The 21,214-nt window shown below is 69.3% G+C and carries 20 protein-coding genes and 1 pseudogene; 7 read left to right on the forward strand and 14 right to left on the reverse strand.

The window, feature by feature from the left end; genetic code table 11:
- Positions 1 to 217 precede the first annotated feature (217 nt).
- The 3 genes from QZM35_RS26300 to QZM35_RS26310 all read right to left on the reverse strand — a co-directional run bounded on the left by QZM35_RS26300 (position 218) and on the right by QZM35_RS26310 (position 3,524).
- On the reverse strand, positions 218 to 1,351 hold the full coding sequence (locus QZM35_RS26300) for a TIGR03364 family FAD-dependent oxidoreductase (RefSeq protein ID WP_256976993.1): 1,134 nt from the start codon (positions 1,349 to 1,351) through the stop codon (positions 218 to 220).
- Between the two features lie 250 nt (positions 1,352 to 1,601).
- A complete protein-coding gene (locus QZM35_RS26305) occupies positions 1,602 to 2,819 on the reverse strand; it encodes a putative glycoside hydrolase (protein ID WP_301777102.1) in 1,218 nt (405 codons plus the stop codon).
- A gap of 228 nt (positions 2,820 to 3,047) precedes the next feature.
- Positions 3,048 to 3,524 carry a carboxypeptidase regulatory-like domain-containing protein gene (locus QZM35_RS26310; RefSeq protein WP_301777103.1) on the reverse strand — a complete coding sequence of 159 codons (477 nt, stop codon included), beginning with the start codon at positions 3,522 to 3,524 and terminating at the stop codon, positions 3,048 to 3,050.
- A 446-nt stretch (positions 3,525 to 3,970) separates the two neighbouring features.
- Between QZM35_RS26310 and QZM35_RS26315 the strand changes: the two genes are divergently transcribed.
- Entirely contained in the window at positions 3,971 to 4,483 is a 513-nt protein-coding gene (locus QZM35_RS26315; RefSeq protein WP_047852861.1) for a lecithin retinol acyltransferase family protein, read from the forward strand.
- Here QZM35_RS26315 and QZM35_RS38190 read toward each other — a convergent pair.
- The 3 genes from QZM35_RS38190 to QZM35_RS26330 form a co-directional block, all read right to left on the reverse strand.
- A complete protein-coding gene (locus QZM35_RS38190) occupies positions 4,480 to 4,680 on the reverse strand; it encodes a hypothetical protein (RefSeq protein ID WP_367620795.1) in 201 nt (66 codons plus the stop codon). The genes QZM35_RS26315 and QZM35_RS38190 overlap by 4 nt on opposite strands.
- Before the next feature lie 164 nt (positions 4,681 to 4,844).
- A complete protein-coding gene (locus QZM35_RS26325; RefSeq protein WP_301777105.1) occupies positions 4,845 to 5,636 on the reverse strand; it encodes a polysaccharide deacetylase family protein in 792 nt (263 codons plus the stop codon).
- A complete protein-coding gene (locus QZM35_RS26330) occupies positions 5,633 to 6,595 on the reverse strand; it encodes a 1-phosphofructokinase family hexose kinase (RefSeq protein ID WP_301777106.1) in 963 nt (320 codons plus the stop codon). Before QZM35_RS26330 ends, QZM35_RS26325 begins: the two co-directional genes overlap by 4 nt.
- A gap of 251 nt (positions 6,596 to 6,846) precedes the next feature.
- On the opposite strand from QZM35_RS26330, the gene QZM35_RS26335 reads away from it, so the two are divergent.
- On the forward strand, positions 6,847 to 8,640 hold the full coding sequence (locus QZM35_RS26335; protein ID WP_301777107.1) for an adenosylcobalamin-dependent ribonucleoside-diphosphate reductase: 1,794 nt from the start codon (positions 6,847 to 6,849) through the stop codon (positions 8,638 to 8,640).
- 30 nt (positions 8,641 to 8,670) lie between these two features.
- Here QZM35_RS26335 and ftsH read toward each other — a convergent pair whose 3' ends face one another.
- Complete coding sequence (gene ftsH, locus QZM35_RS26340) at positions 8,671 to 10,584, reverse strand: ATP-dependent zinc metalloprotease FtsH (RefSeq protein ID WP_301777108.1); 1,914 nt, start codon at positions 10,582 to 10,584, stop codon at positions 8,671 to 8,673.
- 43 nt (positions 10,585 to 10,627) lie between these two features.
- Entirely contained in the window at positions 10,628 to 11,275 is a 648-nt protein-coding gene (locus tag QZM35_RS26345; protein WP_089434184.1) for a BON domain-containing protein, read from the reverse strand.
- Between the two features lie 540 nt (positions 11,276 to 11,815).
- On the opposite strand from QZM35_RS26345, the gene QZM35_RS26350 reads away from it, so the two are divergent.
- The gene (locus QZM35_RS26350) at positions 11,816 to 13,219 is read left to right on the forward strand and encodes an MBL fold metallo-hydrolase RNA specificity domain-containing protein (protein ID WP_301777109.1); all 1,404 of its coding nucleotides are present in this window, start codon (positions 11,816 to 11,818) and stop codon (positions 13,217 to 13,219) included.
- A 71-nt stretch (positions 13,220 to 13,290) separates the two neighbouring features.
- Here QZM35_RS26350 and QZM35_RS26355 read toward each other — a convergent pair whose 3' ends face one another.
- From QZM35_RS26355 to QZM35_RS26375, 5 genes and pseudogenes are all read right to left on the reverse strand, one after another.
- The gene (locus tag QZM35_RS26355; RefSeq protein ID WP_089429411.1) at positions 13,291 to 14,331 is read right to left on the reverse strand and encodes a zinc-dependent alcohol dehydrogenase family protein; all 1,041 of its coding nucleotides are present in this window, start codon (positions 14,329 to 14,331) and stop codon (positions 13,291 to 13,293) included.
- A 41-nt stretch (positions 14,332 to 14,372) separates the two neighbouring features.
- The gene (locus QZM35_RS26360) at positions 14,373 to 15,365 is read right to left on the reverse strand and encodes a bifunctional enoyl-CoA hydratase/phosphate acetyltransferase (protein ID WP_301777110.1); all 993 of its coding nucleotides are present in this window, start codon (positions 15,363 to 15,365) and stop codon (positions 14,373 to 14,375) included.
- Between the two features lie 122 nt (positions 15,366 to 15,487).
- Positions 15,488 to 15,766: pseudogene (locus QZM35_RS26365) on the reverse strand (poly-beta-hydroxybutyrate polymerase N-terminal domain-containing protein); the annotation flags it as partial.
- Positions 15,763 to 16,509 (reverse strand): beta-ketoacyl-ACP reductase, encoded by a 747-nt coding sequence (locus tag QZM35_RS26370; RefSeq protein WP_301777111.1) that lies wholly within the window; start codon positions 16,507 to 16,509, stop codon positions 15,763 to 15,765. The gene QZM35_RS26370 and the pseudogene QZM35_RS26365, both read right to left, overlap by 4 nt.
- Positions 16,499 to 17,035, reverse strand: coding sequence for a hypothetical protein (locus tag QZM35_RS26375; RefSeq protein ID WP_047852880.1), 537 nt, complete (start codon positions 17,033 to 17,035; stop codon positions 16,499 to 16,501). Before QZM35_RS26375 ends, QZM35_RS26370 begins: the two co-directional genes overlap by 11 nt.
- Before the next feature lie 153 nt (positions 17,036 to 17,188).
- Here QZM35_RS26375 and QZM35_RS26380 point away from each other — a divergent pair, with 153 nt between their 5' ends.
- From QZM35_RS26380 to QZM35_RS26395, 4 genes are all read left to right on the forward strand, one after another.
- Positions 17,189 to 18,028 (forward strand): universal stress protein, encoded by an 840-nt coding sequence (locus QZM35_RS26380; RefSeq protein ID WP_089429409.1) that lies wholly within the window; start codon positions 17,189 to 17,191, stop codon positions 18,026 to 18,028.
- Between the two features lie 8 nt (positions 18,029 to 18,036).
- Positions 18,037 to 19,236, forward strand: a complete 1,200-nt coding sequence (locus tag QZM35_RS26385; protein WP_089434179.1) for an acetate/propionate family kinase — start codon at positions 18,037 to 18,039, stop codon at positions 19,234 to 19,236.
- A gap of 69 nt (positions 19,237 to 19,305) precedes the next feature.
- On the forward strand, positions 19,306 to 19,809 hold the full coding sequence (locus tag QZM35_RS26390; protein ID WP_089429407.1) for a universal stress protein: 504 nt from the start codon (positions 19,306 to 19,308) through the stop codon (positions 19,807 to 19,809).
- Entirely contained in the window at positions 19,806 to 20,639 is an 834-nt protein-coding gene (locus tag QZM35_RS26395) for a universal stress protein (RefSeq protein ID WP_089429406.1), read from the forward strand. The genes QZM35_RS26390 and QZM35_RS26395 overlap by 4 nt, the downstream gene beginning before the upstream one ends.
- A gap of 48 nt (positions 20,640 to 20,687) precedes the next feature.
- On the opposite strand, the gene QZM35_RS26400 is transcribed toward QZM35_RS26395, so the two are convergent.
- Complete coding sequence (locus tag QZM35_RS26400) at positions 20,688 to 21,158, reverse strand: universal stress protein (RefSeq protein WP_089429405.1); 471 nt, start codon at positions 21,156 to 21,158, stop codon at positions 20,688 to 20,690.
- Positions 21,159 to 21,214: the final 56 nt, after the last annotated feature.

The raw sequence follows: 21,214 nt of genomic DNA on the forward strand, positions 1-21,214 counted from the left end.
TAATTCCGGGGCTCTGACGTGCCTCGCGGTGGTGATTCCCGGCACGAACATGGTGCATTTCATCTGATCTTTCGATCAGGATGACTAGACAAATTCGTGATTCGAATGTTTCGCTAAACACACTAAAACAGCCGGCGAATCGTGCCGTCATGCCGGCAGGCGCATCGCTCGCACGCCTCCCGCGAACTGGCGACTGCGCGACGCGCAGGCCCCGTCCTCACCACGCGGCAAACACGTCCTGTGCGATCCCGAAGCCCGTGCTCATCCCGGCGCCGCTCGTCACGACGACGACGCGCGTGCCGTCATCCGGCGCCTCGATCACGCAATCGGCATCGGCTGCCGACGGATAGCTGCCGGTCCAGCGTTCGACGATGTCCAGTTCCGGCGCATCGAGCGTCTCGTGCAGCAGGCGCAGGATCTGCGCATCGATCTCCTGCGTCGCGAACGGCAGCGGTGCGGCGCCATATTCATGCGAATCGCCCACCACGAGACTGCCGTCGGCGCTCTGCACCGCGATCAGGTGGATGCCGTAACCGAGGCACACGGGTTCCTCCGCTTTCAGGCGCGTGCGCAATGCGTCGGCGGCGGGCAGCGCCGCGAAACCCGCGTAACGCAGCAGGCTCAGGTCGCTCATCACCGCGGCGCGCAGCGCCAGCGAGCGACGCGGCCGCACGCGCAGCATCTGTAACTGGCACAGCCGCACCGCGTGCCGCGCGAACCAGTCGCCGACCAAGTGACGGCTGTCCGCATTGCCGCAGACGATCACGCGCTCCGCGTGCAACACGCCGCGCGACGTACGCACGGTCGGCGTGCGCACCTCGTGCACCATCTCGCCGTAGCGAAACGCCACGTCGAAACGTTCCGCCAGCCAGGACGCCAGCAACGGGATCGCCGTACGCGGCTCGATGCGCAGTTCATGCGGGCTGTGCAGCACGCCCTGCGCACCGTCGAGCCGCAACTCCGGCGCCACTGCCGCCGCTTCACCGGGCGTCATGACCCGGCAACCGTCGGCCATGCCGGTCTGCATGAACGCATCGATCAGGCGCATCGCCTCGGGGCGGCGTGCAATCAGGTGGAGGCCCTTGTGAAGCACGTCGATGCCGGCTTGCGGCGCGACGTCCGCCCAGACCTCGCGGCTCGCCCGCGCACGCCGCCAGCTGTGTCCGGCGTGCTGCCCGGTGACGGTGATGAAGCCGAAATTGCGGATCGACGCGCCCACGCATGCGGCATCGCGTTCGATCACGCAGACACGCAGCCCCTTGCGGGCCGCCGTATAGGCATGGGCGAGGCCGACGATGCCGGCGCCGACGATGATCACGTCATAAGCGTCTGCCGCTGCGATGGCGTTCACGATTGCACGTTCCTTCTGTCGAGATGACACGCGCCGCCTTCAGGGCGGGCGTAACGGTTGCTGTTTGCCGCGTCCCATGGACGGTTTCCCGGCGGCGAGGCGAACGGGCCGGCTCGCGTCGTTCGTTCCCGGGACTGGCGTACGATCCCGCACTATCTCGACGCGAGATGACATTCGAATGAAAAGCCACGGAACTGCATGAATTGGCAGATTTTGCCATTTCGACACGTGGCGTATCCCGCTTCGCCGGTCAGCGCGGCAGCGCAGCGGGATCGTAGCGATTGCGCGGATTCCACAGCATCCATCCGTCCGTGCCGGCCGCGTCGGCGGCGTCCACCTGAGCACGGATTTCCGCCGCGTCGAATGCGCGCCGGTCGAACGCATAGTCGCGAAACGCCTGCAGCCAGGGCCGGAAGCGCACGCCGTCGAGCCCGGTGCGGCGCATCGCCTCGGCGAGCGAGCGCCCGACGATCTCGCCCGGGTGATCGGTCGGCTTGCGGCAGCCCGGGAGGCCCCACGTGAAACCCGACGGATACAGCATCGGCGAAATGTAGTCGACCAGCCCGCCCAGTGCGCCGAGCCGCTGCCCGATCTGCGTGTCGTCGGCATTCCAGCACACGTAGCCGAAGATGTCGGCCGACAGGTAGAGGTTGTAGGGCCGCAGCCGTGCACGCGCGCCTTCCAGGAATCCGGTGATCGCGGCCACGCGGTTCGCCTCGGTGTTGGGCTCGCCGAACCGCAGGCCGCTCGCGTCGGGAAAGCGCAGGTAGTCGAACTGGATCTCGTCGAAACCCATCCGCGCGGCCTCCTCTGCCACGTCGAAGTTGTGTTCCCACGCGGCGCGCACGGTCGGGTCGATCCAGCGCAGGTGTTCGCGATCGCGCCAGATTCCGCCGGCCGCGTCGCGCACCGCCCAGTCGGGATGCGCGGCCGCAAGCGGATCGTCCTTGAATACGACGAGGCGCGCGATCAGGTACAGCCCGCGCGCATGGAATGCGCGGATCAGCGCCGGCAGGTCCGCGACGCGCGGCCCCGGCTCGCCGCCTGCGCCGATCGCTTCGCGCGCGGCGCTGCGATACGGCGTCATGCCACGATCGCCCTTCACGTCGATCACGAACGCGTTGACCGCCGTGCGACCCGGCAGCGCGAGCGCCGCGTCACGCAGCGTGCGGTCCGCGACACCGTAAGCCGACAGGTAGACGGCCTTGGGACGAAACGGGACGAGCCGCACCGTGCGCGCCGACTCGCCGGCGGCGAGCGCGACCTCCGCGCGTCCATAGCCGGGGGCGGTCACGCTGAGCGTCGCGTCGCCCGACGGCGCGGCAAACGTGCCGGCGGCCGACGCGATCAGGCTGCTGCCCGACGCATACCCGAGCGCGCCCGCCACCGGCCGGCCGCTGCCGGCATCGACGACCGTCACTGCGACAGTGCCGGCCCGGCCGACAACACACGCAAGTGCCAGCAGCATGCCCGCGAGCCCGCGGCCGACCCGCGCCCCAGATCGCCACCCGCATCGCCACGACTCATGCGGCTGCCGCCCGGCGCGCGCCCCACCGACGTTTGCCCGAATCTCCAATGCACACCTCGCGACGCGAATTCCCGTGGACATTGTTGCGACTCCGGCGCAACGCCACGTGAGGCAGATCAACGGTACGCCACGCGCTACCGCGCGCTCCGCATCGATCGAAGCGTGCGTCTAGGGCCGTGCACGCGTACCGGTTCCCTGACAACCGCTGCAAAGCCGGATCACGCCGCGGCGCTCCGGGTTCTGCCAGTGGAACCGTACATCGATACCGCCGCGCGCCGGCACGACGACGTGCCGGACTTCCTGGACGCCCCGGTCGCGCGCCGACACCGTGTAACGCCCCGGCGGCACGCGTGCGAACAGGAACGGGCCGGCCGTGTGTGCGTCGAGGACCGTCGACTTGCCGGACGTCAACGTCACATCGACATCCGACAGGTAATGCCCGCCCTTCGTCGCGAACATGATCCGCAGGTTGTAACGCGGCGCGGCGGCACGAAACGCAGCGACCTCCTCCGCCCCGATGCCGCCCGTGATGTACACGGTGCCGTTCTGCTCAACGGGCGCGGGCAGCGCTTGAGCCGGCGCGTTCGACGCAGCGGCCAGCAAACAGGCCGACAGCAGCAGCGACCCGGCGATTCCAGTCCGCATTTCATTCTCCCGGTACAGGCACGCGGGTGGCGATGCGGCTCGTTCGTTCGGGCGCGTCACGGCCGGCGTGCCGCGACGTGACGCATGCGCATCGTTGACGAAGCCAGCGTCGCGCGGAACGCCGATTTCCCGTTGATGCAGGTCAAGCACACCAGACAGGCCAGCGGCGCGGCGCAACGGTGCGAGACCGTCGGTCGGTACGGCGGCCCCACAAGGCCTGAAGCGGCGGCTGGCCGGCGCCGTTGTCCGTTCCGGCTGTCAGCCGATATTGCACGGCGCGTCGGAAATTTCCGACACGACGCCCCGACATCGGACAGCAAGCTCAGACCGCGCTGATTGTCGGGCCCCGGTCCGCCGCCAATACTGGAGACGTGACAGGACGCAACGTGTTCCGCGGCCGGCAAGCCGGTTTTCCAGCCAGCCGCCGCGAGATCCAGGAGCTGGCCATGACTCACCCGACCGCAGCACAAGCCGACGACGCCATGCCGGATCGCGACCTTCCTGTCGGCGCCCACCTCGTGACACGGCGCCACGGTTACGTGCATCACGGGATCTATATCGGCGACGGCAACGTGATCCATTACGCGGGCCTGGCGCACAGCCTGAGCGGCGGCCCGGTTGAAATCGTCTCCGTCGACGGCTTCTGCGCCGGTTTCGAACTCGCGATCGTCCGGCACACGCGGCCCCTGTACGACGGCACGGAAGCGGCACGGCGCGCGGCCTCGCGCCTTGGCGAATGCCGCTACCGGCTGCTCACCAACAACTGCGAGCACTTCTGCCTGTGGTGCCTGTTCGGCGTTGCAAGGAGCGACCAGGTTGCGTCGTGCCTGCGCAACCCGGTTCACGGCATCGCGGTGGGCGTCATGCTGCTTGCCTGCGTGCTGGCCGCGCGGCTGCATGCGGCAGCCTTCGAACGCACGCCGGACGCCGGCACCTGCCCGGTTCAGTGCGGGGCCTAGCGACGTCGCTCGACAGCGTCGGCGGATGCCGCATGCACCCGCCCCCAGCGCTTCGCCTGCGCGATCGCGATACGGATCGCGCTGCCCTCGGCACGCCCTCGTCGCAGCAACGCGTTGGCGATCTCGATCGCGTTGCCGCGCACCGGCGGCGGCAGGTTCCGCATCGACGGCGGATAGCGTTCGTCATCCCACGGCATGGTGGCTCCTTCTCGTACCCGCGTGCCGATCCCGATACCCTTGTCGGCGGCTCGCACAGCAGGTTCACAGCCATTGTGCGGCCCCGCGACGTTCTGCCGGGCGTGAACCCGAACGGAAACGGCATCCGCGAACGACGGCGGCGAACCCGAGATCCGGCATTCGATCACGGTCGCTCCCGCGCGGTTTGCAGCAATCCGTTCATGCAGCGCGTATCGCACGCATCCGTCATCAGGTAGCGCGGCAGCGCCATGGCGGGATCCGCGGGCCGAACGGGCCGTGCGTCGATCGTGAACGCCGCGACATAGCCTTCGCGCGCGGCCAGCCGATCGGTCGTTGCATCATGGACGCCGAACGGCCAGGCCAGCAGCCGGACCGGCCTACCGGTTTCCGACTCGAGCCGTTCGCGGGAATGGCTCAACTGGAACGACACGAATCGTTGGTAGTCCTCCTCAGACCGCCGTGCGTGCTCGGTGCGGAAATTCGGATGCCAGTAGGTATGCGATTCGATATCGTATCCGCCGGATTGCCCGAGCACGCGCAGCTGATCCCATGTCATCGCGTAGCTCGCGTTCGAGATCGCCGATGGATAGATGAACAGCGTGACCGGTACCGGATGCGCGGCCAGCAACGGGCGCAGCATGTCGTAGACGGAGCGGTGACCATCGTCCACCGTGATCGCGACCGCCCGCGCCGGCAGCGCGTTCGCCTGACCCGCGTGCCAGCGCACGATGTCGGCGAGCGGCACGATGCGGTAGCCGCTCGCGTCGATCGCATGCAGTTGATCGAGGAAGGTCCCGGTGCGCACCGTCATCGAATCCAGGCGTTGCGCGGCAAACCGATGATAGACGAGGATCAGCACGCGCTGCGGCACCGGCTCGCCCGTCACCGTGTCGGCGAACGATACCCGCGGCCAGCACGACAGCAGCAGCAGGCAGACGATCACGCGGACGCTCATGCTGCACCACGCGCAATGGCCGCGCCGCTGGCCTGCGCAACCAGTTCCGCATGAATCCGCTCGACGTCGGCGCGCGTGCACAGCGCGGTGCCAGGATGCTCGACCGAAGCCGCCGATGCCGCCAGCGCATAGCGGCATGCATCGTCGAACGGCGCGCCGCGTGCGAGCGCCCAGACCATCGCACCGACGAAGCTGTCGCCGGCACCCACCGTGCTGCACACCGTCGCGGGCCTGCCCGGCAGGCGCAGCGCGCGCTCGCGCGTGACGACCCACGCGCCGCGCGCGCCGAGTGTCAATGCAACGATGTCCGCCCGCCCTTGCGCGACGAGTTCGGCCGCCTTGCCGCATGCCGACGCTTCGTCGAGCGGTTCGCCGGCCAGCGCGCTCAGTTCGTCGAGGCTGGGCTTCACGAGATGCACCCCGGCGTCGAGGGCCGCGCGCAGCGCCGGGCCCGCCGCATCGACGACCACGCGGGTGCCGTTGGCGGCGGCCGTCCGCGCGAGCGTCGCATACAGGTCGTCGGGCGCGCCCGGCGGCAGGCTGCCGCTCAGCACCAGATAGCGCGGCGCAGGCCGCAGGGCCGCGATGCGCGCCGCGCATGCGCGCCACTCGGCCGCCGTGACCAACGGCCCCGGCATCAGGAAACGGTACTCGCGCCCCGTCGCCGTTTCGGTCACGCAGACGTTCTCGCGCGTCTCGCCGGCGATCCGCATGCGCACGGCCGGCACCTGTTCTGCGTCGAGCAGCAGCGTCAGCACATCGCCGGTCGGCCCGCCCGCCAGGTACAGCGCGACGCAGTCGCCGCCGAGCCGGTGAACGGTCCGCGCGACGTTGATCCCGCCGCCGCCGGGGTCCCGCCGTGGCCGCGCGCAGCGCAGCTTGTGCGTATCGACGATGTGGTCGACCGACGTTGAGACATCGACGGCCGGATTCAACGTGACGGTAACGATCTCGGTCATGGCGCGTAGTCGGTAAAGGGCGTGATGCGCGGGCTTGCACGCCGCGCACATGCGGCCGCGGCGCGTGCCTGATGCCTGATGCCTGGCGCCGGCCACCGGCGCCGGCCAGTCCTGGCACCACCTTACGTGCGCGCCTTCGCGCGGCATTGACGACCATCAAGCGATGCCGCAACAGCACCGGATTGCGCTCGATCAACGACGCGGGCGGGCAGGCCCTTACATTAGGTCATCCGTCGTCGCCGAGCCCCGCCATGGACGAGCAGCCGCTTTGCACCACCGTGTTTGCCGAACGCTATGCGCAGCCCGGCGAGACGTCGCGCGCGGCCGTCTTCCAGCGTGTCGCCCGTGCACTGTCGCTCGCCGAGCCGCCCGCTCTGCGCGCCCAGGCCGAGCGCACGTTCTTCCAGAACCTGCGGCGCGGCGCGATCGGCGCCGGCCGCATCATGGCGAATGCCGGCGCGACGACGGGCGGCACGATGGTCAACTGCTTCGTCCATCCGCTCGCAGTTCCGGAGGACATGCCGCTGCAGGGCGTCGATGCGGCGCTCGCGCAGGCGCTCGACGACGCGCGGCTCACGCTGCTGATGGGCGGCGGAATCGGCTACGACTTCTCGCCGGTGCCGCCCGCCGGCGCGTACGAACGGCGCCTGTCGCCCGAACGCGGCGTATGCGCGGCGATCGACCGATTCGATGCGATGTGCCGCGCGTTGCCGTTCACCGGCCCGCGCCGCGGCGCGCAGATGGGCGTGCTGCGCTGCGATCATCCGGACCTGCTCGCGTTCGTCACGGCCAAGCACGGGCGGGCGCGCTGGCCGACCTTCAACCTGTCCGTCGGCATCACGGACGCGTTCATGGAAGCAGTCGCGCACGACCTGCCCTGGGCGCTCGTCCATCACGCACCGCGCCATGCAGCCGCCAGCGCGTCGCCCCGGCGGCCGGACGGGCGCTACCTTCATGCGACGGTTCCCGCCCGCAAGGTGTGGCAGGCGATCGTCAACGCCGCACGCGACAGTGCCGAACCCGGGCTGCTGTTCCTCGACACGATCCGCGACGCGAATCCGCTGCGCGAGCACGAACGGATCGACGCGACGAACCCGTGCGGCGAGCAGCCGCTGCCGCCCTACGGCAGCTGCGTGCTGGGGCCGGTCGACCTGTCGCGGTTCGTGCACCATCCGTTCGGCATCGACGGCGAGCCGCGCTTCGATTTCGCGGCGCTGGCCGACGCGGTGCACATCCAGGTTCGCCTGCTCGACGATGTGCTCGACCTGACCGCGTGGCCGCTCGCCGCCCATGCACGCGAAGCGCATCGGACGCGGCGCATCGGGGTGGGCGTGACGGGCCTGGGCGACGCGCTGACGATGCTGCGGCTGCGCTACGACAGCGTCGAGGCGCGCGCATGTGCGCGCAGCATCGCGCTGACGATGCGCGAGCATGCGTTTGCCGCATCGGCCGCGCTGGCCGCCGAGCGCGGCGCGTTTCCCGCGTACGATCCGGCCGCTTACCTGACCGGCCCCGCCTACCGCATGCGGCTGCCGCTGAAGGTGCATCACGCGATCCAGCGGCACGGGCTGCGCAACAGCCATCTGTTGTCGTTCGCGCCGGCCGGCAGCGTGAGTCTCGCGTTCTGCGACAACTGTTCGAACGGCATCGAACCGGCCGTCGGCTGGACCCAGCGCCGGATGGTTCGCACGGCGGACGGCCAGGTGCGCGCGTTCCGGGTGCAGAACCATGCGTACCGGCTGTTTCGCGCACTGCATGGCGACGGCGTCGCGCTGCCGGACTACTTCTCCAGCGCGGGCGAGATCGCACCGATCGATCACGTCGCGATGCTTGCGGTGCTTCAACCCTGCGTCGACGCCGGCATCTCGAAGACCGTGACGATGGACAGCCAGTGTTCGCTCGCGCAGGTCGACGCGCTGTTCTTCGCGGCGTGGCGCGACCGGCTCAAGGGCATCACCGTGTTTCGGCCCGATCCGCGGCTCGCATCGGTCGTCACCGACGATACGGCGCAACGACGCGACGGCGCGGTCTGCATCGGCTGTTGAGCGGACTGATCGACGGTGGCCGCCAGCCGGTCAGGCCGACGTGTCCGTGGCCGTGGCCGGCTCCGCATCGGCGTGCGCCGGTTCGGGCGGGCCGATGCCGTCGTCCGGCGGCGTCATGAGCGCCACCAGTGTGTCGTGATCGACCGATTCGTGCTGCAGCAGGCACCGCGCGATCCGTTCGAGCGCGTCGCGATGCTCGCCGAGCGTCGCCGCGACCCGCACGTGCGCGTCTTCGAGCAGCGCGCGCACCTCCTCGTCGATCAACTGCGCGGTGTGTTCGCTGCACCGGCCGTCGCCCGGCGTCCACACGCCGGGTGAACCGCCCTGCGGCGTCGCATCGTCGAGCGTCGCGAGACCGAGCTTCTCGCTCATCCCGTACTGCATGACCATGTGCCGCGCCAGCGCGGTCGCACGTTCCAGATCGTTCTGCGCACCGGTCGACACGTCGCCGAACGCGATCTCCTCGGCCACGCGGCCACCGAGCAACACGTCGAGCCGGTCGAGCAGCTCGCTTCGGCGCAATACGTAGCGATCCTCGGTCGGCACCTGCTGCGTGTAGCCGAGCGCCGCGATGCCGCGCGGGATGATCGACACCTTCTTCACCGGATCGCAATGCACGCGGCTTTGCGCGACGAGCGCGTGCCCGGCCTCGTGGTACGCGATGGTCCGCTTTTCCTCGTCGTTCATCACGCGGCTCTTGCGCTCCATGCCCGTCATCGCGCGGTCGATCGCCTCGTCGAAGTCGGCCATGCCGATTGCCTGCTTGCCGAGTTCGGCCGCGTGCAGCGCGGCCTCGTTGACGACGTTCGCGAGATCCGCGCCGACGAAGCCCGGCGTGCGCTGCGCCAGCTCGGCCAGGTCGACTTCCGGGGCCAGCTTCACGCGCTTCGTGTGCACGGCCAGGATCTGCTTGCGGCCGTTCAGGTCGGGCCGGTCGATCGCGATGTGGCGGTCGAAGCGCCCGGGCCGCAGCAGCGCGGGATCGAGGATCTCGGGCCGGTTCGTCGCGGCCATGATGATCACGCCCGAATTGGCCTGGAAGCCATCCATCTCGACGAGCAGCTGGTTGAGGGTCTGCTCGCGCTCGTCGTTGCCGGACATCAGGCCGACGCCGCGCGCCTTGCCAAGCGCATCGAGTTCGTCGATGAACACGATGCACGGCGCCTTCTGCTTTGCCTGCTCGAACAGGTCGCGCACGCGTGCCGCGCCGACGCCGACGAACATCTCGACGAACGCCGAGCCGCTGATCGTGAAGAACGGCACGGCCGCCTCGCCGGCCACCGCACGCGCGAGCAGCGTCTTGCCGGTGCCGGGCGCACCGACGATCAGCACGCCTTTCGGGATCTTGCCGCCGAGCCGCTGGTAGCGTTCGGGGTTGCGCAGGAACGCGACGATCTGCTGCAGCTCGGCCTTCGCCTCGTCGATGCCGGCGATGTCGTCGAACGTGATGCCGGTTTCCTGCTGCACGTACACGCGCGCCTGGCTCTTGCCCATGCCGCTCAGGTCACGGACCCCGCCCGGCCTGCGCATCATGAAGCTCCAGAACGTCACGAGGACGATCACCGGCAATATCCATCCGGCAAGCGTCTCGAGCCAGCCCGAATCCGGCGCGCCGCGATAGCGGATGCCGGCGGCCGTGAGTTCGGCGACGAGACGATCGTCGGCGACCCGGTTGGTCGTGAAGCGCCACGGCGGGCCCGCCTTCTTCACGGCGGCCGCGTCGGAGGCCGGCAGGTTCGCACCGGCCTGCGGCATGCGCAGCACGCCCGAAATCGACGACGGGCCGATGTCCAGATCGTCGACGAGCCGCGCGTCGACCAGGTGGTGAAAGTCGCTGTACGAGATCGACGTCGTGGCCGGCTGGGCCATCAGCAGCTGATACGCCACCAGCGCGGCAAATACGAACGGGATCAGCAGCCCGGAGTAATCGAATGATTTTTTCATGGCGTCGAACCGGCACCGCGGGCGCGAGCCCGCTCATGCATCGTCATGCAACGGTCAGCCGGTCGACGACCTCGCGCACGCCCCTGACCGACGCGGCCGCACCGCACGCGGCGCGCCTTTCGGCGAGCGACGCGACCTTGCCCGTCAACGTGACGATGCCGTCGTCGTCGGCAATCGAGATCCCGGAGGATTCGCGCTGCGCGCGGCGCGCGAGCGCTTCGGCAATCCGGATGCCGACGTCCGGCACCGTGCTGTCCGTTCGCACCCGGATGCGATTCGCGACGCCGACGACGCCGATCATCCGGCTGACCATCTTTTCCGCCGCCCGACTCTGGTATGCATGATCGACTTCGCCGTCGAGCGTCACGCAGCCGTGGTCGACCTCAACACGGATCTTGTGATCGCGCAGCGCCTCCTGCCAGCCGAGCGCGAACGTGATCGCGATCGCCAGTTCCTGATCCGCGCACGCGTTCGCGGGCGGTGTGACGCTCAGTTCGAGCACGAGCGCGCGCGCATCCTCGACATGCAGCGCCGTTTTCTGCGCTTCGAGCTTCTGGGCCCAGCTGTCGACCGTGCCGCGCAACGTCACGACCCGGTCGCGCACGTCGACGTCGATCCGTCGCGCGTCGATCGCCGGATTCCAGAACAGCGCCTGCTCGACATCCTGCTTGAGTGCTGCATCGGACTTCATGTCGGTCTCCCGTCGCCCCGTACCGGTCGCGACATTCGCGATCGGTACGGGGCTTCACCGGCTTCAGCATCGCGCACGACGGCGGCAGTGGCTTGACGAGGATCAACCAACGACGTGCCGGCGGCCGTGGCCGCCGGGTGCGCGAATGCCGGATGCGTCCATTGATGCAGATCAACCGCGCGGCAAAGCGCGACACGATCACGACGCCGGACGCGGCGAAACCCGCGACACCCCGCGCGTGACAGCACGACGTTCCCCGCGCTGACCGCCGGCCTCACGTTCCCGTGCTGCTGATGATCGTCGCACTCGACGGCCGGAGCGACGCGGGCTGACACGCGGCGGTGCCGCCGTCCTGCCCGGACGTTGATTGACGTCAACCCGGAGCCGCAACGGCCGAACGGCGAACCTCGCCCGAGCCGAGCCGAGCCGAGCCGAGCCGAGCCGAGCACGGATGCGGCAATCCCTGATTTCCATCAATCGCTTCGCGCGCATCCGCGCTGTAATCGACTCACTGCTCCGTCCACTCCCGTGAGGCGATCCATGAAACTGACTTTTCTCGGTGCGACCGAAACCGTGACCGGCTCGAAATACCTGGTCGAGCACGGCAACCGGCGCGTGCTGGTCGACTGCGGCCTGTTCCAGGGCACCAAGAACCTGCGGCTGCGCAACTGGAGCCCGTTGCCGGTCGCGCCCGACACGCTCGACGCGGTCGTGCTCACGCACGCGCATATCGACCATACCGGCTATCTTCCGGTGCTGGCGCGCGAAGGGTTCCGCGGGCCGGTGTATTGCACGGCGGCCACGGCCGAACTCTGCGACATCATGCTGCGCGACAGCGCGCGGCTGCAGGAGGAAGAAGCCGATTTCGCGAACCGCCACGGCTATTCGAAGCATCATCCGGCACAACCGCTCTACACGCTGGACGATGCGCAGCACGCGCTGCACCTGCTGAAGCCCGTCGCGTTCGACGAATGCACGGCGCTCGGCGGCGGGCTGGCGTTCCGCCTGCTGCCGGCCGGCCACATTCTCGGCGCGGCGAGCGTCGTGATGCACTGGGATCACAAGGTGCTGGCCTTCTCGGGCGACCTCGGCCGCTATCACGACCCGATCATGCAGCCGCCGCTGGCGCCCGCGCATGCGGACTACCTGGTCGTCGAATCGACGTACGGCGACCGCCTGCATCCGGAATCGGACCCCGAGAACGAACTCGCCGCGCTGTTCGACAAGACCTTCGCGCGCGGCGGCGTGGTCGTGATGCCGTGCTTCACGGTCGGCCGCGCGCAGGAAATCCTGCACTACATCGCGCGGCTGAAGGCGTCCGGCCGGATGGCGCGCGTGCCGGTATTCGTCGACAGCCCGATGGCCACCGACGTGACCGAGATCTATCGTCACCATATCCTCGAACACCGGCTGACGCCTTCCGACGCGAACGCGCTCGGCCATGCGGCCACGATGATCCGCTCGGTCGAGCAGTCGAAGGCGATTACCGACCATCATGGCCCGATGGTCATCATCGCCGGCAGCGGGATGGCGACGGGCGGCCGCGTGCTGCACCACCTGAGCCGCTACGCGCCCGATGCGCGCAACACGATCGCGCTGGTCGGCTACCAGGCGGCCGGCACGCGCGGCGCGGCGCTGGCCGCGCACGAGCCGACATTGAAGATCCACGGCGAGTACGTGCGCGTGCGCGCGCAGGTCGATTCGATCACGACGCTCTCCGCGCATGCCGACTACGAGGAGATCCTCCGCTGGCTCGGCACGATGCAGCGCGCGCCCGTGCGGACCTTCGTCACGCATGGCGAGCCGGCCGCGGCCGATGCGATGCGGCGGCGCATCGCGGAGCGGCTGCACTGGCCGTGCGAGGTGCCGGTGTATGCGCAGTGCGTCGATCTCGATGCGGTCGAATCCGGCGACACGCACGCGCCGGCCGCGCTTTCCTCCTGACGGCGTGACCCGCCGTGCGGTGGCGGGAACCGGGTGTCGCCTGCCGGTTCCCGCCCTGCGCTACCCGGCCATCAACCGACTTCGATGATGACCTTCAGCGCATGGGTTTGCGCGGCGCGGCCGAACGTGTCGTACGCGCGCTCGACGTCGTCGAGCGAGAACCGATGCGTGATCAGGCGTTTCGGATCGAGGCGCCCGGCGCGCACGGTCTTCAGCAGCATCGGTGTGCTGACCGTGTCGACGAGCCGGGTCGTGATCGAGATGTTGCGATCCCACAGCTTCTCGAGGTGCAGGTCGGCCTTGACCCCGTGCACGCCGACGTTCGCGACCACGCCGCCCGGCGCCACCAGTGACGTGCACATCTCGAACGTCGCCGGAATCCCGACCGCCTCGATCGCGCAATCGACGCCGACCCCGTCGGTCAGCTTCATCACTTCCGCCACCGGGTCGCCAGTGCGGCCGTCGATGCAATCGGTCGCGCCGAAGCGCTGCGCCACGTCCAGCCGGTTGCTGTCCGGATCGATCATGATGATCTGTGCGGGCGAGTAGAACTGCGCGGTCAGCAGCGCCGCCAGCCCGATCGGGCCCGCGCCGACAATCGCCACCGAGCAGCCCGGCTGCACCTTGCCGTTCAGCACGCCGCATTCGAACCCGGTCGGCAGGATGTCCGACAGCATCACGAGCGCCTCCTCGTCCGCGCCCGGCGGAATCCGGTAGAGGCTCGTCTGCGCATGCGGAACGCGCACGTACTCGGCCTGCGTGCCGTCGATCCGGTTGCCGAGGATCCAGCCGCCGGTCGTGCAATGCGAATACAGGCCGCGCCGGCAATATTCGCAGCGGCCGCACGACGAAATGCAGGAAATCAGCACATGATCGCCCGGCTTCAGCGCATCGACGGCGGTGCCGACCTGCTCGACGATCCCGACCCCTTCGTGGCCGAGAATGCGGCCGGGTTCGCAAGTCGGTACGTCTCCCTTGAGAATGTGCAGATCGGTGCCGCAGATCGTCGTGCGCGTCACGCGCACGAGCGCGTCGGTGGGCGACTGCAGTTCCGGCATCGGCCGCTCCTCGAGCGCCTTGCGCCCGGGCCCGTGGTAGACGAGTGCTTTCATCGGGGTTCCTCCATCGAAAGAAAGGGTTGCGGGTACGTTGATCAGGACTGCGGCGCATGCCGCGCCTGTGCCAGCACCATCGCGAGTGCGCACGACGCGACCCGGACGGCAGCGCCGTCGGCGCGGCTCGTCAGCACGATCGGCACGCGCGCGCCCACGACGATGCCCGCGCTGACGGCGCCGCCCAGGTATTCGAGCTGCTTCGCGAGCAGGTTGCCCGCTTCGATATCGGGCACGACCAGGATGTCGGCGCAGCCGGCGACCGGCGAATCGATCCCCTTGTCGTGCGCCGCCCGCAGCGAGATCGCGTTGTCGAACGCGAGCGGGCCGTCGACGATCGCGCCGGTAAGCTGGCCGCGCTCGTCCATCTTCGCGAGCGCCGCCGCGTCGAGCGTCGAGCGCATCGCCGGATTGACGGTCTCGACCGCGCACAGCACGGCCACGCGCGGGCACGCCACGCCCAGCGCATGCGCGACGTCGATCGCGTTCTGCGTGATGGCCGCCTTCTGCGCGAGGTCCGGCTCGATGTTCACCGCCGCGTCGGTCAGGATGAACGGACGCGGATACGCCGGTGCCTCGATCAGGAAACAGTGGGACATGCGCTTGTCGGTGCGCAGCCCCGATTCGGCCGCGACGACCGCGCCCATCAGCTCGTCCGTATGCAGGCTGCCCTTCATCAGCGCGCCGGCACGGCCCGCCGCCGCGAGTTCCACCGCGCGGGCCGCCGCCGCATGGCTGTGCGGCACGTCCTCGATCGTCCACGACGACAGATCGACGCCCGCATCGTGCGCGACACGCAGCACCTTGTCGCGCGGCGCGACGATCAGCGGCTCGATCGCGGCCGCCAGCGGCGACTCGGCGAGTTCGGCCAGCGCGACGAGACTGGTTGCATCGCACGGATGCACGACGGCCACGACGAGCGGCGCTGCGTTGCGTGCCCGCGCGATCAGCCCGGGCCATGCGCCGTCCGCGCGCGGCAGCAGGCCGGGCAGGCACGCGCCGCCGCACGGATCCGGATGCCGATGCCCGTTCATGTCTGGAGCACGTAGGCGCCCGGCGCCGCCGCGAGCCCGGCGGCCGGCGCGCGGGCCGGCACGTCACCCGACGAGCGCGCATGCAGCCAGTCGCGCCAGCAGGTCCACCACGATCCGTCGACCGCGGGCGCGGCCGCGAGCCACGCCTGCGTCGCGAGTTCGAAGCACTTGCCCGGCGACACCGCCAGGTGAGCGCCCCAGTCGAGCAGGGCCAGCGCCAGCGACACGGGCGACAGCCCGAAGGTCATCGCGGCGACGTTGGCATGCACGGCGCGGTTCCATTTTTCAGCGGGTGTTGCCTCGGGCGCCGTGCATTGGCGCCGGTCGGGCGTCTGCCCGTTCCGATCCGACGGCTGCCTCGATTCGCGCACGAGCGGCGCGCGGATGACGGACGCTTTCATCGCATGTACATGCCGCCATTGATGTCGAATTCCGCACCGGTTGCGAAGGCGCCCGCGTCGGAACACAGGAACGCGACGAGCGCGGCGATTTCGTCGGGGTCGCCGAGGCGACCGGCCGGAATCTGCGGCAGGATCTTCGTGTCGAGCACTTCCTTCGGCACCGACTCGAGCATCGCGGTGGCCAGGTAGCCCGGGGCCACCGTGTTGACCGTGATGCCGTGCCGCGCAAGTTCGAGCGCCAGCGACTTCGTGAAACCGTGGATACCGGCTTTCGCGGCCGCGTAGTTCGCCTGCCCGTACGCGCCGCGCTCCCCGTTCACGGACCCGATGTTCACGATCCGTCCGAAGCCGGCGTCGATCATGCCGGGCACGAACGGCTTCGTCATGTTGAACAGGCCGTCGAGATTGGTGCGCAGCACCGCATCCCACATGCTCTTGGTCATCTTCACGAAGGTGGCATCGTGCGTGATGCCCGCGTTGTTGACGAGCACGTCGACGCGCCCGAATTCAGCCAGCACGCGTGCCGCGCAGTGCTGGCACGAGTCGTAGTCGGCCACGTCGACCTCGTACGCATGAAACGTGCGGCCCGCCTCGCGCTCGTGCGTGAGCCACGTCGCAACGTGGTCGTTGCGTTCGGTGTGCGACACCGCCACCGTCATGCCGGCCTCGTGCAGGCGGCGGCTGATCGCGGCACCGAGGCCGCCCATCCCGCCGGTGACGAACGCAACCCGCTCAGCGCGCATGATCGTGCTCCTGCGCCGCATGGCGGCCATCGAGACGCCGGACGTCCGCGGCCCCGTCGCCCGCGTCGACGGTTTCCGTGATGCCGAGCTCGAACGCGGCCATCCAGTCGCGCCACGGCATGCTCGCCTCGTTGACCACGGCCAGCCGCCCGAGATCGGGCCACCAGTCGGTCTGGTAGCGCGATAGCGCGCCAGTGCCGTAATCGCGCAACCACGTGCGCCACGCACTCGCGCTCTCGAACTGCCCGCGCATGCACAGCTCGGTGGCGTCCTGCCAGATCGCGACGGTCGCGATCGTGTAGTCGCGCATCACATGCCGGGCCGCCTCGCCGAACGCCGTCCACTCGTTCGTCGCGGTCAGCGCCTGCTGCAGGCCGCGCACCGCGTCGCGGTCCCGCTCGATGCGCCGCCCTGCCAGCGCGTGCCATTCGTGCTGCCAGTCGCGAGCCAGCACGGCCATGCGCAACGCGAGATCGCAACCCGCGCGGCAAGCGTCGTTCGGTGTGGTCAAAGCCTGGGGGCTCATCGTCTTCCCTCCTTCGATCCGGTCGGTGAATGGGCGTCCACTTCACTGTGCGGCCGTGGCGCACGGCACCCGTTGATCTGAGTCAAGCACGCGGAAACCCTGCTTCGTAGACTGGATTGCACTGGCGGATCACCCGTCGATGGAGCGATTCCGATGAGCTACAAAAGCCTGGTCGTACACCTCGATACGAGCGCCCGCGCGCATTCGCGTCTCGAGTTGGCGTTGCGTCTTGCCCGGCGCTTCGGTGCGCATCTCACCGGGCTGTTCGCGGTCTACACGCCGGAGCCGCATTCGTTCTACGTGATGGCCGGTTCCGCAGACTATTTCCGCGCGCACCGCGAGCAACGCGACGAGCGGCTCGGCGCACTGGAGCGCCTGTTCCATGCGGAAACCGCGCGGGCCAAAGTGCCGGCCACCTGGGTTCGCGCGGACGAGCGCGCGAATGTGGCCGTGCCGCGTGCCGCCCGTCTTGCCGACCTCGTGATTGCGGGCCAGAGCGACCCGAACGATCCCGAAACCTACATCGACGACCAGTTTCCGGAGAACCTCGTGTTGTCCGCCGGTCGGCCGGTGCTGTTCTGGCCGTACACCGGTGAATTCCCGTCAATCGGCGAACGGGTCTTCGTCGCCTGGGACGGCAGCCGCGAAGCCGCCCGCGCCGCGCACGACGCGCTCCCGTTTCTCGAGCATGCGAAGCGCACGACGGTCGTCGCCGTGGTCGACGGCGATTCGGAAGCGGCGACTACACGCATTCCGGCCGCCGACGCCGCGCTGATGCTGGCGCGCCATGCGCGCGACGTGAACGTGCTCGATATCGACACCGGTACCGGCGCGTCGGTCGGCGACACGCTGCTGTCGCGCGCTTACGAAACGGGTTCCGACCTGCTGGTCATGGGCGCGTACGGGCATCCGCGCTGGCATGAACTGATCATGGGAGGCGCCACGCGCACTGTGCTCGCGTCGATGACGCTCCCGGTGCTGATGTCGCACTGAATCGATCGATGCGTACGCTCGCGCTGCTCGTCGTCAATGCCGGTTCGTCGAGCGTGAAATTCGCGGTGTTCGCGTATCCGCCGCACGGGGATCCCGCGCGGCGGCCGCTGCACGAGGGTGAAGCGATCGAAACCGGCAACGGCGTGTCGATCCGCTTCGACGCCGCCCCGGGCGGCACGCTGCCGCTGCGCACGGGCGATCCATACCGCGCGGTGCTCGCGCAGGTCGCGATGTGGATCCGCGTGCAGCTGCCGCATATCGCGCTCGGCGCCATTGCACACCGTGTCGTGCATGGCGGTGCCCGGTACGTCGACCCGGTCGTCGTCGACGACGCGGTGCTCGACGCGCTTCGCACGCTGACGCCGCTCGCGCCGTTGCATCAACCGCACTGCCTCGATGCGATCGACGCGCTGCGCGACGCGTTTCCCGACGTGCCGCAGGTGGCCGTGTTCGATACCGCGTTTCATCACACACTGCCGCGCGCCGAGCAATTGCTGCCGCTGCCGCATGCATGGTTCGACCAGGGCGTGCGCCGCTACGGGTTCCATGGTCTGTCGTACGAATACCTGGCCGTCGCGCTCGACGAGCGGTTCGGCGCGCGTGCGCACGGCCGCGTGATCGCCGCCCATCTCGGCAGCGGTGCCAGCCTGTGCGCGATGCGCGGCCGCCGCAGCGTCGCGACGACGATGGGCTTCTCGGCGCTCGACGGGCTGATGATGAGCACACGCTGCGGAACCCTCGATCCCGGCGTGGTGCTGCACCTGCTCGAGGCCGGCAAGCTGTCCACCGACGCATTGGGCCACATGCTCTATCACGAGTCGGGCCTCAAGGGCGTGTCGGGCGCTTCCGGCGATCCGCGCGTGCTGCTGGCGTGCGAAGCCGCCGGTGATGCATGCGCCGGCGATGCGCTGACACTCTACGTCCACCGCATCGTGCGCGAAGCCGGTGCGCTCGTCGCGCTGCTCGGCGGCCTCGACATGCTGGTCTTCACGGCCGGCATCGGCGAGCACTCGGCCGTGTTGCGCGAGCGGATCTGCGCGGCGCTCGCCTGGCTCGGCATCGACATCGACGTGGGCGCGAACGCGGACCATGCGCAGGTCGTGTCGTCCGCATCGAGCGCGGTCACGGTTGTCGTCGAGCCGACCAACGAAGCGTGGATCGCCTCGCGCGCCGCGGTCGGGGTGCTGCGCGCCAACCGCGACGCTTGATCCAGATCAGCGCGATTGGCGCGCACGCGCCGATGATGATCTCATCCACCTCCGTTCAAGGGACATGCCATGTTCTCGAACATTCTGGTTGCACTCGACGGCAGCGACACGTCGTCCCGTGCACTCGACGCCGCGCTGGCTATCGCGTCGGAGACGGGTGCCCGACTGACTCCCGTCTACGTCGTCGATTTCCTGGTGCCGGCGTACGACATGTACGGCTACGACCCGTCGATCCTGGTCGACGCCTTTCGTGAAGAAGGGCTGCGCGTCACCGAGGACGCGGCGCGGCGCCTGAAGGCGCGCGACGTCGCCGGCACGCCGCAGATCTCCAACGTCGCGCCGGCAGGCGAAGACATCCCGCACCGGATCGTCAGTCTTGCCAACGAACTCGAGGCCGACCTGATCATCATGGGCACGCACGGCCGACGCGGCGTCCAGCGCCTCTTCCTCGGCAGCGTGGCCGAGCGCGTGCTGCGCCTGGCCACGTGCCCGGTGCTGATGATTCCGGCGGGCTGCCCGTCGGGCAAACCTGCCGAGACCACCGCCGCATCCACCGAAAAGGAGCCGTCATGAGCTACAAGACCCTGCTCGTCCACCTCGACGACAGCGAGCGCTGCGCGACCCGCGTCGACCTCGCGCTCGACCTCGCGGCACGCTGGAATGCGCATCTGATCGGCCTCTACGTGGTCTGCCAGGATCTCTTCGAACCGTTGCGGCGGCCCGACGAGCCGCTGAAGCTGGCCGTCTACGAGCGCCTGTGCGACCAGCGGCGCAAGGAGGCCGAAGAAAGATTCCTGATGGCCGCCGAGCGCGCGGGACGCAGCGTCGAATGGCAGGCGCCAACCGGCGACCCGACCGCCGCCGCCATTCTGCACGCGCGCCACGTCGATCTGCTGATACTCGGCCAGGAGGACCCGGACGATCGCATGACCTACGTGGCGCGTCATTTCGTCGAGGATCTCGTGATGGGCAGCGGCCGTCCGGCGATCGTCGTGCCCTACGCGGGCGACGTGCGGACGATCGGCGAGAACGTCCTGATCGGCTGGGACGGCGGGCGCGAAGCCGCCCGTGTGATGGCCGATGCGTTGCCGCTGCTCGCGCGCGCGCGCTTCGTCAACGTCGAGACGGTCGTGCGCGGTCAGCCCGATCCGGACAAGACGCCGGCGGGCGTCGACGTGGCCGCGTATCTCGAACGGCACGGCGTGCGCGCATCGTTCTCGACGACGCCGCGCGACCGGTCGGTCGGTGTCGGCGCGACGCTGCTGAACCGGGTAACCGACCTGCATGCGGATCTGCTCGTCATGGGCCTGTACAGCCATGCGCGCATGCACGAGCGCGTGCTGGGCGGTGCGACGCGCACCGTCCTCGAGACGATGACGGTACCGGTACTGCTGTCGCACTGACACCGCACGCAAGACGACGGGGCAGCCGCCCGCGGCTGCCCTCTTTCGTCACAACACGGCCGCACACGCGCCCTGCCCTTCACGCACGACCAGCACCGGCCGGTCCGCGGTGCGCACCAGCGATTCGGCGACGCTGCCGAGCACCGCGCGGCGCACGCCGCGGCGTCCGTGCGTGCCCATCACGATCAGGTCGGCGTCGCATTCCGCGGCAGCTCGCGCCAGCACGGACGAGACATCCTCGCCGCACGCGTCGATCGTGTGCGCGGTGCCGAGCACGCCGCACAGGCGAAACGCGGTCTCCGCGTCCGCCACCGCGATCGCGGCCCTGTCCGCATCCAGCCCCGCCGGATCGCGCTGGTCGATATAACCGCTGTCGACGTCCGTCAGTCGAGGCGCGTCCGATACCACGCACACGGCGACGATCAGGCCGCCTGAATCGCGGACGAGCGCGATCGCCTCGTCGAGCGCCAGCCGCGAACTGCGGCTGCCGTCGAGTGCCGCGAAGATCCTTGCATACATGATGCCTCCCTGGTGCCGTCGGGTTTCGACCGGCATGCCACACCAGTCTGGGCCCG

It is taken from the genome of Burkholderia sp. AU45274 (assembly GCF_030482505.1).
In the GTDB taxonomy this organism is placed as follows: Bacteria; Pseudomonadota; Gammaproteobacteria; order Burkholderiales; family Burkholderiaceae; genus Burkholderia.